This window comes from Jeotgalibacillus sp. 10bf12, from assembly GCF_055597105.1.
Genome location: NZ_CP200276.1, coordinates 759,920 through 775,934, shown reverse-complemented (window position 1 = coordinate 775,934; position 16,015 = coordinate 759,920). Strand labels below are relative to the sequence as shown.

Below are 16,015 nucleotides of genomic sequence, written 5' to 3'. Positions count from 1 at the left end.
GTTGTAAGATACTTTTAGTATAACAGGTTTTTGGAAGGATGAATGGTTCTTTTGTGAAGTTTTTCACAAATGTATTCGGAGTGAGTGGAGTTCGGCGTAAAACCTCGTGTGTTCGCGCTTTGAGGGATTGCGTTCAACACTAAACATGGCTGGTTCGCGTTCCAACCAGCCATGTTCGACGTTCAACTACCCATGTTCGACACTTCGGGTACAAAGACTCACCCTCCGCAACCTTACTTCATCACACTCAAAAACCGTTCCTTATTCCGCTCCACTGAGGCAAACAAATCAACCACCGGCGCCGGATAATGCCGCCCGATCACAACGCCTGCCGCCTGCTGGCCTTCATAATTCATCTCATAAGGTGCAAATATTCTGGCCCCTGGCACACGCCGAAGCTCCGGCAGCCATGTCCGCAAATACTCACCATTTGGATCATAATCCCGCGCCTGTTTCACTACATTAAATGCCCGAAACTCGATCGCATCATTGCCGACGCCTGCCTGATAGAGCCAGTTTCCGTAATTACTCGACACATCATAATCAATCAGCAGCGATTCAAACCATGCTGCGCCGATCCGCCAGTCGAGCCCGAGATTTTTTGTGAGAAAGCTTGCGACGTTCTGCCTTGCCCGGTTCGACATAAACCCGGTTGCACTGAGCTCGCGCATCGCAGCATCTACAAGCGGGTAACCGGTCTTTCCGTTCATCCACGCTGACTCAAGCTGCTCGTCACGATCCCATGGCGGTGTCCGGTCGCGCAAGCCGGATGCCGCAAACAGATCATCGCCGTAACGCCTATGCACGAGGTGGAAATAATCGCGCCACAAAAGCTCAAAATACAGCCAGTAGGTCGAGCTGTTTTTCACACGCTCATCCTCATAGCGCCGCACCTCATCCATGATCATCCGTGGCGACAGACAGCCGTGTGCAAGCCACGGGGAGAGCTTTGACGAATCATCCTCCTTCAGCATTCCGTTACGCGTTTCCTTATAGACGCGCAGCTGATCTGACTCAAAAAAGTAATGGGCGACCCGCTTCAATCCTTCATTCATCCCGCCGCGAAAACGGAGCGGGCCGTCCAGCTCATCAAATCCAAGTGCTGATAAAGATGGAATTTCTCCTTCATCCACCTCGACACTTTTCGCAGCAGCTGATGGTTTTGACAGAGGAGGGCGCATCAATACATCATTCTTTTCAATGCGCTTTCTGAACTGCGAGAACGTATCCGGTACGCTGTATGAGTCAAACGGCAGATCCTCCGGGTCATACAGGTTATGTCCGTGATCGATCGACACTTTTGCCTGAAGCGCCCCACGCACACGGCGTTCAGCAGACTGCTCGTCGCTGCCGATCTCTTCATGCAGATACAGACATTTTACAAAGTACTGATCATTCAGTCCCTCAAAGACTTCCGCCGGATCCCCGGTACGCACTAAAAGCGGAATGCCAAGCTTACCCAGTTCACTGCGCAGATCCTGCACGCTCTCCCTGATAAACGCAGCCCGGAATTTCTCCATTTTTTTAAATCCATATTCAGTCTCCCACATCATCTCAGGGTCAAATACATACACCCCCACAACCGGCAGTCCGCTTGCAAGAGCGCGCCTGAGCGGCTGGTGATCAATTGTCCTCAGATCATTTCTGAACCATACTGCTGCAATGTCCATGACAAATCGCTCCTTCATCTTTTTTTCTATTTTACAAACAGGCTGTGTGATTTGGAAATGTAGAGCGGCTGTTGAAATTTGAATCCTGACATGCCATGATATAGTATTTAAAACGTAATCATTACGTTTTAATCAAAGGTGAGAGGATGAACATCATGAAGCTAATCAATTTACCAGCTAAAGAAGACCGCCTGAAACGGTTTGGGTCTGTGAATAAAATAGAGGGAACAAAGCCGGTTAGAAAGGAGCAGATGGCAGATCTGCAGAGTGAGACGAAGGATTATTTATTTGCGATTGATCAGGTAGGTGTCTCTAATGTGCGTTATCCGGTGCTGATTGAATCTGTGCAAAAACCGCTGCTGCAGCAGACAGAGGGTGTGTTTAAGATGACGACCAGTCTGCCTGCAAGTCAAAAGGGAATCAATATGAGCCGTCTGCCTGAAGCGCTGCATGCTTTTTATGAAGCAGAGAAGCCTTTGAATTTTGAGCATCTGCGTGAACTCAGCAGGGAGATCGCGTCGCGGATGGAGCAGCAGAAAGCGCAGATTGACGTGACGTTTCCGTGGTTTACTGAGAGAAAAAGTCCTGCTATGGACATGACGGGGCTTCATCATACCAAAGTGACTCTCTCATCTAGCTATCAGGCTGACGGGGTGAGAGAGGAGTCGATCACCATGGAGGCAAAAGTGGCGACGCTCTGCCCGTGTTCAAAGGAAATCAGTGAATACAGTGCGCATAACCAGCGCGGTGTGGTGACGGTTCAGCTTCATTTCAAAGGCGACCTTTTACCAACTGGCTATAAGGAGGAGCTGCTTGAGGTGCTTGAATCAAATGCCAGTGCTGCATTATATCCGATTTTAAAGCGTCCGGATGAAAAGTTTGTGACGGAGCAGGCGTTTGAAAATCCGCGCTTTGTAGAGGATCTGATCCGCCTGATTGCCTCTGAGCTTTATGAGACAGACTGGGTGCGCTCATTTGAGATTACGTGCCGCAACGAAGAGTCGATTCATCTGCATGATGCCTATGCACATGTAAAAGTGGAGAAGGAGGAGTCACATTGATTTTATCCGGCAAAACCATCAGAGAGCAGCTGACAGCAGGCACGCTGTCTGTCAGCCCGCATACAGATGAACAGATCCAGCCGGCGTCCATTGACCTCAGACTCGGGTATCACTTCCTGACAATCGATGAGCACGCCGGAACCGGCCTTTCAATGGAAGAGGAAGCGGCTTACCGCAGCGTGCATGTGGAAGAAGACGGCACAATTGTGATTCCGCCGCAGTCCTTTTTACTCGCGACCACAATTGAAACGATCGGGCTGCCTGTCAATCTCACTGCTTTTGTAGAGGGAAGAAGCTCAATTGGCCGGCTGGGACTGTTTATTCAAAATGCCGGCTGGGTGGACCCGGGCTTTTACGGGCAGATCACGCTTGAATTGTTCAATGCTAACCGTCTGCCGATTACCCTGAAGCCGGGTCGCAGGATCTGTCAGCTCGTCATTGCAGAAGTCGATCAGCCTGCTGACCCTTATACAGGCAAATATCTGGGACAGACTAACGCGACAGCCAGCCGGATTTTTATGGATCAGGATGGAGGGATAAGTGATGAAAACAATTGAGATCATTTTACTGAGCGGCTTTTTGGGAAGCGGGAAAACAACGCTTTTGCAGCGGCTGCTTGAAGAAGAGAAATCCGCGGGACGCAAAGTAGCCGTTGTGATGAATGAAATCGGTCAGTATTCAGTTGATTCACGGGCAATTGAGGACGGGACACCGCTGAAAGAGCTGCTGAACGGCTGTATCTGCTGCTCGATGAAGGATGAGCTTGAGCTGACGCTGCTCTCACTCTTCACACAGGAGCAGCCGGATGTGATCTATATCGAAGCAACCGGCGCCGCTCATCCGGTTGATATCCTTGATGCGTGCCTGCATCCGCTGATTGCACCGTACGTGCAGATCCGCTCAGTCGTCAGCCTGCTGGATGCAGAGAGGTGGCTCGCGAAGGATAAGCTGAGTCCCCAGGTCAGAACGCTGCTGACAGAACAGATCCGTCATGCAGATGATATTTTGATCAATAAAGTGGACAGGGTGTCAGAAGCTGATGCTGCAGCTGTCAGGGAAGAGATAAAAACGATCAACCCGGGGGCAATGCTGCATCAGGTCACCTATGCAACGATCTCTCTTGCAGACCTCGTACATTCGGGACGCACTGGACATGGGAATCATCAGCCTGTCACCACTGCTCACCTTCATATTCAATCATATACCCACAGCTTCAGCGGACCGATTGAACAGTCTAAGTTTGAAAATTGGCTGCGTAACACGCCTGAGACGGTCCACCGTGTAAAAGGGTTTGTGCAGTTTGAAGCAGGCGTCACCACACAGGTTCAGTATGCTTACGGCATCCCCGTTTATACAGAGGAAATGATGAAGCTGCCGATGAATCTTGTCGTGATTGGTGAGAATCTGGAGAAGGATGTGCTGCAGGAGGAGTTGGACAGGCTGGAGTGATCGGGTACATGCAACTGGTTCGGCGAAAAACATGTGCTGTTCGCGCTTCAGGTGTGCGGGTTCAACACTCAACATGGCTGGTTCGCTTTTCAACAAGCCATGTTCGACACTCAACACCCTATGTTCGCCACTTCAGGCACAAAGACCCACCCTAAAACCGCACAAAAAAGCCCGGGATCCACATCCCGGGCCAACACCATTACTCTACAACCTCAAATTCACCCGATCCCTCAAGCGACTCCACCAGCCCCGAGCCAAAAAGCCCGGCCGGCGTAAAGCTTCCTGAAGGCAGATCGCGCCCGAGCATCCGGCGCACGACTTCCAGTGACCCGAGTGCAGTCAGTGTGTAAGCATTCGTCGTTTTAATCCGCACCGTGACTGTCCGGCCATCCTCAGCCTTTGCTTCACCGACAATATAAGACGGTGCATTCTCCCGCGCACGTTCATCCGGTCCTTTGATGGAGCGGTCTACCCATTTCAGCAGCTGCTTTTGAACCGGTTTCGTTCCGAGTACGGGTGCGACAACGGACATGACGCGTGCCCCTCGGATCTGACGCTCAGATAGCGGGATCCAGGTCGTGATATTGGGGATTTTCGTCGTATGGTACGCAGTTGAGACGTCTCCCCACGGAATCGCTGTAACGGGCTGCTGTCCTTTGCCGAAATCAAGCGTCCTTTTTTTAGTGCCCATTGTAAAAGGCACAATCTTCCCGTCCTTCCGCTCAGCGCTTCCGCTGGAAAGTCCCTCAATCATTGTTTTTGTTGTACCGGGTGACATGCCTGCTAAAAATGAAAATCCGAGTGAGAGCGAGACTGCATTTGGCATGAGTTCTTTCAGCTTGTGCGCTGTGCAGTCAGTCGGGATCACGTCAAACCCGACGCCCGGGCACAGGACGATCCCTTTATCAGCAGCACGCTTGGACATTTCAGGCGCATGAATCATTTCAAACACGCCGATTTCACCGGTGATATCAAGGTAGTGCGCACCTGCAGTAAGACAGCCTTCGACCATTTGACGGCTTGTCTTTGAAAAGGGTCCGGCGCAGTGCAGGACAATTTCCATTCCTTCAAGCTTTTCAGCGACTGTCCCAGGCTCATCAAGTGAAAACACGCTTGATTCGAGTCCGAGCTCACCTGCAAGCTGATTGATCGCTTCCTCGTTACGTCCGGCAAGCACCGGGTTCATACCATCTTTTACTGCCTGGCGCGCAATGAGCTCGCCTGTGTAGCCGTTTGCTCCGTAGATCATCCATGTTGACATTCTGGTTCATCCTTTCAGTGGTTGAATTGTTCATAAGTATAGCAGTGTGTAACAAACATTTCCTTTTCAAAGCCGTCACAAAAATAGTTGAAATACGCAACTAAATTACTTTTCCATCCTGAAATGGCTTACAATAGGTTTATATCAAGAGTTTACTGGAGGTTCATATGATTAAAATAATGGCTGATTCAACGTGTGATCTGTCTAATGAAATACTTGAACAGTACGACATCAGCACTGCGCCACTGAAGATTAATATTGACGGCAAGTCCTATAAAGATAAAGTTGAAATCGATCCGGATACTTTTTTCAAAATGCTTGAGGATCTCTCTGATTTTCCGACGACCGGTGCACCGAGTCCGGCTGAGTATCTGGCGATTATGGAGGAAGCAGTTGAATCGGGCTATACGCATATTCTGTGTATCTGTATGTCGAGCGGGACGAGCGGCTCGTATCAGTCTGCTGAAATCGCACGGGATTACTTTTACGAGGAGCATCCGACTTCACCTGTGCATATTCAAATCATCGATTCTAAATGTATGAGTCACGGGAGCGGCTGGCTGCTTGTGAAAAGCGCGCTGATGCGTGAAAGAGGCGCCACGTTTGAAGAAATCGTCGGCTTTAACGAACAGTATAAAACAAACGTTAAGCACTTTTTGTCAGTTGATGACCTGAACCACCTCATTAAAAGCGGGCGGATCTCAAATGCGAGCGCAATGATCGGGAAGCTGCTGATGCTGAAGCCTGTTATGACGATGAAGGACGGCAAGGGAGCGGTTGTCGCAAAAGAACGCGGCCGCAAAAAAGTACTGAAGCATTACGTCGAAGAATTTAAAAAGCGCAATGACCCTGAGCAGACTGAATTTGTCATCATCGGTTATACGACAGATGCTACTGTCGCTGAGAACTTAAAGGTGAAAATGCAGGAAGAGACTGACTTTGGTGGCGAGATCTACGTTATGCAAATGGGCGTTGCAGTCGGAACCCACGTTGGACCGGGCGGAATTTCGATGTTTTTCATGGAGAAATAACAGTCAGAAAATTAACAAAATATGAAACCTCCGGAAGTCTTTATTCGTAAAACGAAGTAGACGAAACCCCCGGAGGTTATTTTTATGCTGAAAAAGATCCGCAATTCAGATGCCGATACGGTCATGCCATATATCTCAACCACAGCTATTTTATTAATCTTAACCGCCTTTTTCCTGCCTGGCATCTTCGTCATGTTCATTCAGGATATGCTCTTCTACTCGCGCGATCACTGGTCATTCCTGCGCCCGTCGGAAGCGTATATGGGCTTTGGCGCCGCGATGATCTGGATTGCGGTTGTGCTACTGTCATTCCTTTTTACAAAAAGATACTCAGAACGAAAGAACACGCCTTATAAACTCGCAGGCCTTCACGTCATTCTGATGGCATTCGCCCCTCTTTTGTTTGCATTATCCATTTACCACTACGCTTACTTAGACGAAAACGGCGTAACCGGCAACTCATTCTGGACATTTTCAGAAGAGCATATTGCCTGGGAAGAAGTAGAGGAGGTCACACGGCTTGTAGATGAAAGCAATTCTGCAGTTCTGTCCTATACATTCTCAGACGGTGAGAAGTCGATTACGGTTCCTTATAACTCCCGTGAATACGAGACAAGACGCGCGATTTTGAGTGCGGTTCAGATGTATGAGTGGGAAGTGACGGATGTGTTTGAGGATGCGGGGACGGTGCCGATTACGTTTTGATGAAGTTGGTGACGGTTGGGGGTTCGACGTATGTCCCGGGCGTTTCGCGTTTTGCGCGTACTGGTTCGGCGTTCAACACTTAGTGTTCGCGCTTCGACTCCGTTGGTTCGACACTCAACCCCTGATGTTCGCTACTTCGGGTACAAATACCCATCCGTTCTAGTATCCCAAAACCTCCGCACAAGACAAAACCCTTTATGTTAAAATGAATTAAATGGAAAATAACCAAATTGCTGTCACCGAGCCAGGGTTCCCGAGAAACCATCCACTAGGGGGAATTACAAAATGAAGAAGACACTTGATTTTGTCCTGATCGCCGGCGCCATTGCCATCCTTTTGTTCGCGAACTTCGAGCGGTACATCAATCCCTGGTTCACAATAATCTGGAACAGTATCGCGGTCTCTCTGCTAGTCCTCAACAACATGAAAAGCCCGCAAATCAAAAAGCCATTCGCCATCATTTTACTCATAATGACGCTCAGCACATTAGCCTTAATCAACTGGGCACCATTCAATTTTGAACTGATCATTCACGTAGTATTCGCTTTATCACCACTCGTTCCGATCATACAAATACTTAACAAAACAAAATCTCCTGCATACAAAAGCGACACAACCATCACTGCAGGCGATTCCGTTTAAACTAAAAAAGAGTATCAGCCCGCTTATTCCAGCAGACTGATACTCTTTTTTTATATCTTCTCCTTAAACAACTTCTTCACAGCCCGCACCACATACTTCTCCGGCCATTCCCCAAGCATGCCAAAAACAGCCGTCTCATGCAGTCCGAGCGTCCGTACTTTATTCGTCGGCTCACCCATCAACGTCTGCGCCAATAAATGCAGTGTCAGCGTGAGCTCAGTTTCATCTAAAAAAGCCTCCACACGCTCCACTTCAGCGCGCGTTACCTGAAAGCCTTCAACTTCAACCATCACATCATCCGGCTTTGGCTGGTTCGCCTCAAGCAGCATCGACCATTCACTAATAAGCTCATCAAGCGCCGCCTCTGACACCTCAAGTGTCTTCCATTGCTGTACCGCCTTCAGCACCTTCGTATCAGGCAGCACGACCTGAGACAGACTCATCAGTGTCGGCTCCACGCGCTCTTTAGGCAGACGGACCGCCTTCAGCTGCTCATAGCACCCAACCACTTCAGGCACTTCCACACCCAACTCATTTTTTAACGAAACGAGCCGTTCAAGCTTCCCGCTAAAAGCATTCAGCCAATGCTTCACATCCTGCACGTCACGCAGCGCCTCCACGACATTCATACTCTGCGCCGCCATCTCATTCAGCTGGCGTTCAATCGTTGCGATCCGCTTCACTGTGCGCTCCATAATCGGCTCTTCACGCAGCTCAATGCGCTCCTCGTCAACGTGATACTTCACCGCATACTCACACACCGGACACGCGCACACAAGCGCTTCACCATCTACGGCAAGCTCTTTTTCATGCGTACACATCTCCCAGCGCCACGCAAAGGGAATATCACGGTAAGGCCGCATCACAATCTCCACGCGGTGCCGCCAGTAAGCGATGTCCTCAGGATATTTCAACACAGCTAAAAGAGAAGACCTGTTCATCTTCTCAACAGCTTCCACAACATGATTCTTTTCTTTTGCGAGCTCTATAAAAGGATGGCGGCTGTAAGCATCATAGATCTGATCCAGCCAGTACTCACGCTTCATCCGGTGCAGCTTCGCACAGAACGCATAATCCTTCAGCACATACGACACATGATGATGCAGCCCCTCAGCTGACAGCCGGCTGTAGATCTTCCCATAAAAATAACTCTCATCAATCGGAAGCCCGCGCTGTGCCGAATGCTCCTGCCACAAAAACATCTCAGGCCGCATCAGCTGCGGATACAGCTCCTCCTCACGCGTCACCGGAACCGGCATCCGCCAGCAGTCCGCATGCAAAAATTCCTTTATATCCTTAAGCTCTCTATAGGAAAACTGAGGCAGCGCACGATGAACCGCCTGCTGAAGACGGGACAGCACCGCACGCTCCTCCTTATGCCCAATCGAGCGGATATTCGCATACCTGCGCCCAACCGGCATAAACAATAATTTATCATAAGGTTCAATCTTAACCCCTGGCATCATAATAAAACACTCCTTACTTCTAACCCCTCAACTCATTATAAAGCCCATCAGGCCCTTACTCTAATTTGGATAGTCTCGGAAGTTCCAGCACAGCCCATCCATGTTAAACTAATACCATCACAACACCCGGAGGACCATTATGAAAATACAAATCATCACAGTCGGCAAACTCAAAGAAAAATACCTCAAACAGGGCATCGCTGAATACACCAAACGCCTCGGCGCCTACTGCAACATCGAAGAAATCGAAGTCCCTGACGAAAAAGCACCCGAAAACCTGAGCGAAGCCGACATGCAAATCGTCAAACAAAAAGAAGGTGAACGCATTCTCTCTAAAATCGCATCCGATACCCACGTCATCACACTCGAAATCAACGGCAAACAGCTCACATCAGAGCAGCTGGCAAAAGAAATCGACAAGCTTGCGACCTATGGGAAAAGTAAAATTGCTTTTGTCATTGGTGGATCACTTGGACTCAGTGATGAAGTGTTGAAGAGAAGTGATTTTGGACTATCATTTTCTAAGATGACGTTTCCTCATCAGTTGATGAAATTGGTATTGGTGGAGCAGGTTTATCGAAGTTTTAGGATTATTAGAAACGAGCCATATCATAAGTAGGTAGAGGCTTTTTAAACTTTATGTCTACTTAGAAAAGAGAAGATTTTTCAGCTGTATTATTTGACTTTATTGTGAGTATGGTAAAATAGATACAAAAATATACATTAAAGATTTTTTGGGGGATTAACAATGGTAGCAAAAGCAGATATAAATTTTCAAAAAGACTTGTTCGATGCAGCCACAAACATGCGAGGAAGTGTGGCACCGTCTGACTATAAACATTACGTTTTACCACTAATCTTTTTACGTTACTTATCAAATCGTTACGACCTACGTAAAGAGGAGATAGACAATTTAGTTAAGGATCCTAACAGTGACTGGTACGCTTCTGATGAAGAAACTCAACAGATAATTAAAGAAGACCCAGACATGTATATGTCCGAAAATGTGTATGTTGTTCCCGAAGAGTCACGTTGGTCTTATATCTTAAAGAATGCTAAACAACCAAATATCAAGGAAATCCTTGATAATGCTATGAAGCGCCTTGAGGAAGAAAACCCTGATTTAGAAGGAATGTTACCTCGAATCTTTCAAGGAAGTAATTTACCTGCTGAAAACGTATCGGGGTTAATAGAAATTTTTTCTCGTGATGTATTTAGTGCTAATAATGAAAGAAGTGTTGATGTATTAGGACGTGTTTATGAATACTTTATCTCGGAATTTGCATCTACAGAAGGACAGCGAGGGGGCGAGTTCTATACTCCTTATTCTGTAGTAAGCCTACTTGTTCGCATGTTAGAGCCTATTAAGGGTACTGTCTTGGACCCTGCGTGTGGTTCAGGCGGTATGTTCATTCAATCTGAAGAGTACACACCCCGCCGTCACGAACTTTCTTTTTATGGACAGGAGAACGTGACAACAACAGCCCGATTAGGGAAGATGAATGTTTTACTTCACGGGTTAAATGCAGATATTCGTCTTGGAAACTCATTATTGGATGACAAGTTTCCTGATTTAAAGGCTGATTATGTTATTGCTAATCCACCATTTAACCAAGATGGTTGGGGAGCAAATCGTCTATCAAGTGATGATCCACGTTTAATTGGTCCTGTTACGGACTCTAATGCCAACTATATGTGGATGCAGCATTTCTTTCATCATTTAAATGATAAAGGATCAGCAGGGTATGTTATGGCTAATGGGGCAATGACAACAAATCAAAGAGGAGAACGTCCTGTTCGTGAATGGTTTGTAGATAACGGATATATTGATTGTATTGTGGCGCTACCTGAAAAATTATTCTTGTCTACGGGTATTCCTTGTTGCCTATTCTTCTTGAGTAAGAACCGTGATGGGAAAGGCGATTATCGGGAACGAAGAAATGAAATTCTATTCATTGATGCTCGTCAAAAGGGATCTCTTGTTAGTCGAAAGCAAAAAGCATTATCTGAAGAAGAAATTGAATATATTGCAAGAGTGTATCATAACTTTAAGTTTGAAAAAGAAAAAGTCCTGGATATTCCAGGGTTTTGTAAAGTAACAACAATAGATGAAATAAAAGAAAACGATTATAAACTAACTCCCGGAATTTATGTTGGTACAGAAGAAGAGGAAGATGATGGTATTCCGTTTGAAGAAAAAATGGAAAATTTAAGAGTGAAATTATTTAACCAATTTGAAGAATCTAATCGCCTCCAAGAAAAAATTAAGAAGGATTTGGAGGGATTAGTTTGAGTAAATATCCATTAGTGAAACTTGAAGATTACGTCTTTTATCAGGAAGGACCTGGATTAAGGACATATCAATGGACCGAAAGTGGAATGAAAGTGATAACTATAGGGATGATAACAAAATCGGGAACCATTGATTATTATTATACTGAAAAATACATTTCTTTGGATGAATTTAATTCAAAATACAGTCACTTTGCGGTTGAAGAAAATGATGTGGTTATTACGACATCGGGTGTTAGTTACGGTAAAATTGCACAGGTAAAAAAAGAACATTTACCCATGATGATGAACACAAGTGTCATCAGGTTTCATACTAAAACTCATGAACTTGACCAAGGATACTTATATTCGTACCTGAGATCAAGTCATTATAAATCACAAATGGATAGTTATGCGTTAGGTTCTGCTCAACCTAATTTTGGACCTAGTCATATTAAATATATAGACATGATATTGCCTCCGATTGAATTGCAAAAAAGAATTTCATCTATTATATGCGCTTTAAATAATAAAATTGACGTCAATATTAAGATTAACGAAACTCTTGAAAAAATGGCAATCACCATTTACAAACATTGGTTTGAAGAATTTGGACCATTCCAAGAAGGTGAATTCGTAGAAACGGAAGTAGGGATAATACCAAAAGGGTGGAAGTTTAAGAGGGTTTTAGATTTAGGAGAAGTAGTTACAGGAAAAACCCCTCCTACAAATAAAACTGAGAACTATGGATTTGATATACCATTTATAAAGATACCAGATATGCATAACCAAATATATTCTATTAAGACGGAATCAATGTTATCCGATTTAGGTGCAAAATCACAAAAGAATAAATACTTACCTGAAAATACAGTTTGTGTTAGTTGTATTGCAACACCTGGCTTGGTTTGTCTAACCGATAGAATCAGCCAAACAAATCAGCAGATAAATAGCATAATATGTAAAGAAGAGATAAGCCCTTACTTTACTTATTTGTTTTTTAAAAGTATTTCGTCTAATATAGTTTCTCTTGGTAGCAGTGGAACGGCAACATTGAACCTAAACAAGAAAAATTTCTCAAATATAAAAGTCATATTACCGGATCCTTGTACTATGCTAAGTTTTGATGAAAGAGTGAAAAACATATTTAACTCCATTCGTATAAATCAGCATCAGATAGAAAGTTTAGAGCAAACGCGTAATTATCTTCTACCAAGACTGTTATCAGGCGATATAGACTTATCTGAAGCTGAAGAAACGATTGAAAAGGTGATGCAATAAAAGGGAGGGATGGTCATGGGGAGATTAATGGAATCGGATTTCGAAGAAACGACGATTGAGCGGTTGACGGGGCTTGACTACATGTATTTGCATGGACAGGAACTTTTTCAACGGGGGGAACGAGAACGAGTGCAAGAGGTTGTTTTAAAAGGGCGGCTTGAATCTTTCTTAAGTGATGTTTATCCAATGATTCCCGAAAATGAAATTAGACGTTTAGCAAACTTGTTTATTTTAAACGAAGGGGTTGGCTGGGAAGAACGTAATTTTATTTTCCACCAAAAGTGCGTAAAAGGCCTTGAGTTTATTTACGAGGATAAAGGTGAAGAAAAAGTCCAACACGTCTATCCGATTGATTGGACTACCCTTGAAAATAATGACTTCTTAGTCGTTAATCAGTTATCTATTGAAGGGCGTATGTCCCGCCGGCCAGACATCATTGTTTATATGAACGGACTTCCACTAATACTGTTTGAACTTAAAAACCCAAACAAAGAAAATGCTACTGTTTATGATGCTTATACTCAAATCCGCAATTACACTCATGATATCTCCCAACTTTTTGAATACATTGCATTTACGGTTATTTCTGATGGCATCGAAACCAAACACGGGATGCCATCTGCTCCTTTTGATTTCTTTGCTTCTTGGAAAACAATAGATGGGGTTAACGTAGACAATAATGTAGTCAACACCATGCGGACGTTAATTCAAGGTTTGTTCGAGAAGGATCGGTTATTAAACTACATACGTAATTTTATCGTTTATCTGGATAAAGGAGATTCCAGAGTTAAGATCGGTGCAAAATATCACCAGTTTTTCGGTGTGAATTTTGCAGTTGAAGAAACCATACGAGCGACCCGCCCGAACGGTGATCACAAAATTGGTGTGATGTACCATACCACAGGCTCTGGTAAGAGTATCAGTATGTTATTTTATTCAGCAATTTTGTCTAGACATAAGGATTTGGACAATCCCACCGTTGTAGTGCAGGTGGATCGTAATGATTTAGACGAGCAACTCCACGAAACTTTTTCAGAAGGCTGGAGTTTAATTGGACATATTCATCATGCGAAAAAAGCAGACCAATTACGAGAAATCCTTAGAGGTGAAGGTGGACAGATTGTCTTTTCAACGATTGAAAAATTCCGTTTGAAAGAAGGCGAAGCTAAACACCCCGTGTTATCGGAAAGAAGGAACATTATCGTAATTTCAGATGAGGCTCACCGCACACAAAGTGGATTTGATGGAGGGTATGCAGCTCAACTACGATTTGCTTTACCGAATGCTTCATTTGTCGGCTTTACTGGAACGCCAGTCAAGTTACTTGGTAATAATACAGAAGAAATATTTGGCCATGTTATTCACCGTTATGATATGGCACAGGCCGTACAAGATAAAGCGGTATTACCACTTTATTATGAAAGTCGGATGATCCCATTAGACTATGATGGTGCAGATATAGATGAAGAATTTACTGATCTGGTCAACGAGGTTGGGCTTGGTGATGAGGAGTCACGATCCTACAAATTGAAATGGGCAGCTTTAGAGAAAGTTGTTGGAACACCGAAACGCCTCCAAAGACTTTCTAAAAGTATTCTAGATCATTTTAATAGAGCGGCAGATCCATATCAAAAGGGCATGATTGTTTGTATGAGTCGTCAGATTGCCGTTCGTTTGTTCGATGAATTAAAAAAACATAACGACTGTCCAGAAGTAGAGATTATCATGACTGGAGATGTATCAAAAGACCCTGACTCATGGCGAAAGATAAATCCTGGTAGTAAGTACCCCCACATTAAAACGAAAGAAGAACAAGAGGAAGTTAAAGGACGTTTAAAGAAAACTGATGATTCTCTCAAATTAGTTATCGTCGTTTCAATGTGGCTTACTGGATTTGATGCACCAAATCTATCATTCTTGTATGTCGATAAACCGATGAAAGGCCATAACCTTATACAGGCAATTGCACGTGTTAACCGAGTTTTCCCCGGTAAAGAAGGTGGACTGATTGTTGACTTTATTGGTATTGCAACATCACTCAAGGAAGCAACCAACCTCTATACGGGCGATAATGCAACAAATACCATGGACATAGATGTCGACCAAGCAATTAGCCTCTTTAATAGCAAATTAGAAGAAGTGCGTAAGTATTTTGGTGATATTAAACATCGTGATGATTGGCGTTCTCTATCAAAAGTCATTCGTGATGATTTAATTGCGGATCTTGTTAATAATCAATTAAACGGAGATCCGGAAGCCTTTGTTGAGGATTGTGTAAAGCTAGAGAAGGCATATAAGTTGGTCAAACATATCGATAGGGTAATTCCTTATTCGGATGAAGTTACTCTATATCAAATGGTTCGTATTCAAGTGAGAAAATATCTCTCTGCGCAAAATATTGATTTTAAATCAAACTGGACTGTGGAAGAACGACTAAATATGTTGATTGACCAACACTTAGAATCGAAAGAACCGGTCGATATATACAAAGTCGCAGGTATTGAGAAGCCCGACATCAGTATTCTTGATGAAGATTTTCTAAAAGATATGCAAGGGAGAAAAGATCATGAAGACCTTCGTCTTAAACTACTAAAAAAACTACTTGAAGACCATATTCAAGTCAATTTCAAACGGAACAGCCCTAAAGAAAAGCAAATGCGTGAACTACTTGAGAAAACACTAAAAGATTACCATAACCGTATTATACAAGCAGCGGATGTTGTACGAATGATGGCTGACATGAAAAACCAAGTCGATGACGAAGCAGACTTTCGTAAGAACCTAGGACTATCTGATGAAGAAGTTGAATTTTATAAAGCAATTACATCACTAAAAATGGAAGCTTTCGATAATAAGTTTTTAGCGGACCTTATTCATAAGGTAGTTAAAGAATTAAAGAAAAACCTAAGTCAGGACTGGACTAATGAACATCGGAAGAATATTTACGCCAAGGTAAACATGGCAGTAAAAAAAGTGTTAATGAAAGAGGGAATTAAGGGAGAGCAACTAATATTTATCACAAAGGCTATTATGGAGGAAGCAATAGAACAATATAGAGGTTGGCCAAATAACGCATAATGTATACTAAGACAATACATTTAGGAAAATTGTATTGTTTTTTGTTTAAATCTGTCCTTATGTTTGAGATAATTGAATCAAATGTGGAAGTGGAGTGATA

Annotated in this window: 13 protein-coding genes; 10 read left to right on the top strand and 3 right to left on the bottom strand. The window is 44.3% G+C overall.

All coding sequences use genetic code 11. From position 1 onward, the window contains the following. Positions 1 to 233: 233 nt before the first annotated feature. Positions 234 to 1,670 (bottom strand): DASH family cryptochrome, encoded by a 1,437-nt coding sequence (locus DH10bf12_RS03665; protein ID WP_471737257.1) that lies wholly within the window; start codon positions 1,668 to 1,670, stop codon positions 234 to 236. 155 nt (positions 1,671 to 1,825) lie between these two features. On the opposite strand from DH10bf12_RS03665, the gene folE2 reads away from it, so the two are divergent. The 3 genes from folE2 to DH10bf12_RS03650 are packed head-to-tail and all read left to right on the top strand — an operon-like array spanning position 1,826 to position 4,180. Then, the gene (gene folE2, locus DH10bf12_RS03660; RefSeq protein WP_471737256.1) at positions 1,826 to 2,731 is read left to right on the top strand and encodes a GTP cyclohydrolase FolE2; all 906 of its coding nucleotides are present in this window, start codon (positions 1,826 to 1,828) and stop codon (positions 2,729 to 2,731) included. Then, complete coding sequence (gene dcd, locus DH10bf12_RS03655; protein ID WP_471737255.1) at positions 2,728 to 3,288, top strand: dCTP deaminase; 561 nt, start codon at positions 2,728 to 2,730, stop codon at positions 3,286 to 3,288. Before folE2 ends, dcd begins: the two co-directional genes overlap by 4 nt. Continuing rightward, positions 3,275 to 4,180, top strand: coding sequence for a CobW family GTP-binding protein (locus tag DH10bf12_RS03650; protein WP_471737254.1), 906 nt, complete (start codon positions 3,275 to 3,277; stop codon positions 4,178 to 4,180). The genes dcd and DH10bf12_RS03650 overlap by 14 nt, the downstream gene beginning before the upstream one ends. 199 nt (positions 4,181 to 4,379) lie before the next feature. Here DH10bf12_RS03650 and DH10bf12_RS03645 read toward each other — a convergent pair whose 3' ends face one another. Further along, positions 4,380 to 5,441: a saccharopine dehydrogenase family protein gene (locus DH10bf12_RS03645; protein WP_471737253.1), complete on the bottom strand. Its 1,062-nt coding sequence runs from the start codon at positions 5,439 to 5,441 to the stop codon at positions 4,380 to 4,382. Between the two features lie 167 nt (positions 5,442 to 5,608). On the opposite strand from DH10bf12_RS03645, the gene DH10bf12_RS03640 reads away from it, so the two are divergent. The 3 genes from DH10bf12_RS03640 (at position 5,609) to DH10bf12_RS03630 (ending at position 7,819) form a co-directional block, all read left to right on the top strand. Beyond that, complete coding sequence (locus DH10bf12_RS03640; RefSeq protein ID WP_471737252.1) at positions 5,609 to 6,472, top strand: DegV family protein; 864 nt, start codon at positions 5,609 to 5,611, stop codon at positions 6,470 to 6,472. 84 nt (positions 6,473 to 6,556) lie between these two features. Next, the gene (locus tag DH10bf12_RS03635) at positions 6,557 to 7,177 is read left to right on the top strand and encodes a hypothetical protein (RefSeq protein WP_471737251.1); all 621 of its coding nucleotides are present in this window, start codon (positions 6,557 to 6,559) and stop codon (positions 7,175 to 7,177) included. Positions 7,178 to 7,462: 285 nt separating this feature from the next. Next, on the top strand, positions 7,463 to 7,819 hold the full coding sequence (locus tag DH10bf12_RS03630) for a hypothetical protein (RefSeq protein WP_471737250.1): 357 nt from the start codon (positions 7,463 to 7,465) through the stop codon (positions 7,817 to 7,819). A 50-nt stretch (positions 7,820 to 7,869) separates the two neighbouring features. On the opposite strand, the gene DH10bf12_RS03625 is transcribed toward DH10bf12_RS03630, so the two are convergent. Beyond that, positions 7,870 to 9,285 (bottom strand): RQC-minor-2 family DNA-binding protein, encoded by a 1,416-nt coding sequence (locus DH10bf12_RS03625; protein ID WP_471737249.1) that lies wholly within the window; start codon positions 9,283 to 9,285, stop codon positions 7,870 to 7,872. 139 nt (positions 9,286 to 9,424) lie between these two features. Here DH10bf12_RS03625 and rlmH point away from each other — a divergent pair, with 139 nt between their 5' ends. The 4 genes from rlmH (at position 9,425) to DH10bf12_RS03605 (ending at position 15,915) form a co-directional block, all read left to right on the top strand. Further along, on the top strand, positions 9,425 to 9,904 hold the full coding sequence (gene rlmH, locus DH10bf12_RS03620; protein ID WP_471737248.1) for a 23S rRNA (pseudouridine(1915)-N(3))-methyltransferase RlmH: 480 nt from the start codon (positions 9,425 to 9,427) through the stop codon (positions 9,902 to 9,904). 129 nt (positions 9,905 to 10,033) lie between these two features. Next, positions 10,034 to 11,578, top strand: coding sequence for a type I restriction-modification system subunit M (locus DH10bf12_RS03615; protein WP_471737247.1), 1,545 nt, complete (start codon positions 10,034 to 10,036; stop codon positions 11,576 to 11,578). Beyond that, a complete protein-coding gene (locus DH10bf12_RS03610; protein ID WP_471737246.1) occupies positions 11,575 to 12,837 on the top strand; it encodes a restriction endonuclease subunit S in 1,263 nt (420 codons plus the stop codon). Before DH10bf12_RS03615 ends, DH10bf12_RS03610 begins: the two co-directional genes overlap by 4 nt. A 9-nt stretch (positions 12,838 to 12,846) precedes the next feature. After that, a complete protein-coding gene (locus DH10bf12_RS03605; protein ID WP_471737245.1) occupies positions 12,847 to 15,915 on the top strand; it encodes a type I restriction endonuclease subunit R in 3,069 nt (1,022 codons plus the stop codon). Positions 15,916 to 16,015 lie beyond the last annotated feature (100 nt).

Coding starts and splice junctions, on each gene's coding strand:
- DH10bf12_RS03665 (WP_471737257.1), bottom strand. CDS start 1,670: ATGGACATTGCAGCAGTATGGTTCAGAAATGATCTGAGGACAATTGAT.
- DH10bf12_RS03625 (WP_471737249.1), bottom strand. CDS start 9,285: ATGATGCCAGGGGTTAAGATTGAACCTTATGATAAATTATTGTTTATG.
- DH10bf12_RS03635 (WP_471737251.1), top strand. CDS start 6,557: ATGCTGAAAAAGATCCGCAATTCAGATGCCGATACGGTCATGCCATAT.
- DH10bf12_RS03640 (WP_471737252.1), top strand. CDS start 5,609: ATGATTAAAATAATGGCTGATTCAACGTGTGATCTGTCTAATGAAATA.
- DH10bf12_RS03630 (WP_471737250.1), top strand. CDS start 7,463: ATGAAGAAGACACTTGATTTTGTCCTGATCGCCGGCGCCATTGCCATC.
- DH10bf12_RS03650 (WP_471737254.1), top strand. CDS start 3,275: ATGAAAACAATTGAGATCATTTTACTGAGCGGCTTTTTGGGAAGCGGG.
- DH10bf12_RS03645 (WP_471737253.1), bottom strand. CDS start 5,441: ATGTCAACATGGATGATCTACGGAGCAAACGGCTACACAGGCGAGCTC.
- DH10bf12_RS03605 (WP_471737245.1), top strand. CDS start 12,847: ATGGTCATGGGGAGATTAATGGAATCGGATTTCGAAGAAACGACGATT.
- rlmH (WP_471737248.1), top strand. CDS start 9,425: ATGAAAATACAAATCATCACAGTCGGCAAACTCAAAGAAAAATACCTC.
- folE2 (WP_471737256.1), top strand. CDS start 1,826: ATGAAGCTAATCAATTTACCAGCTAAAGAAGACCGCCTGAAACGGTTT.
- DH10bf12_RS03615 (WP_471737247.1), top strand. CDS start 10,034: ATGGTAGCAAAAGCAGATATAAATTTTCAAAAAGACTTGTTCGATGCA.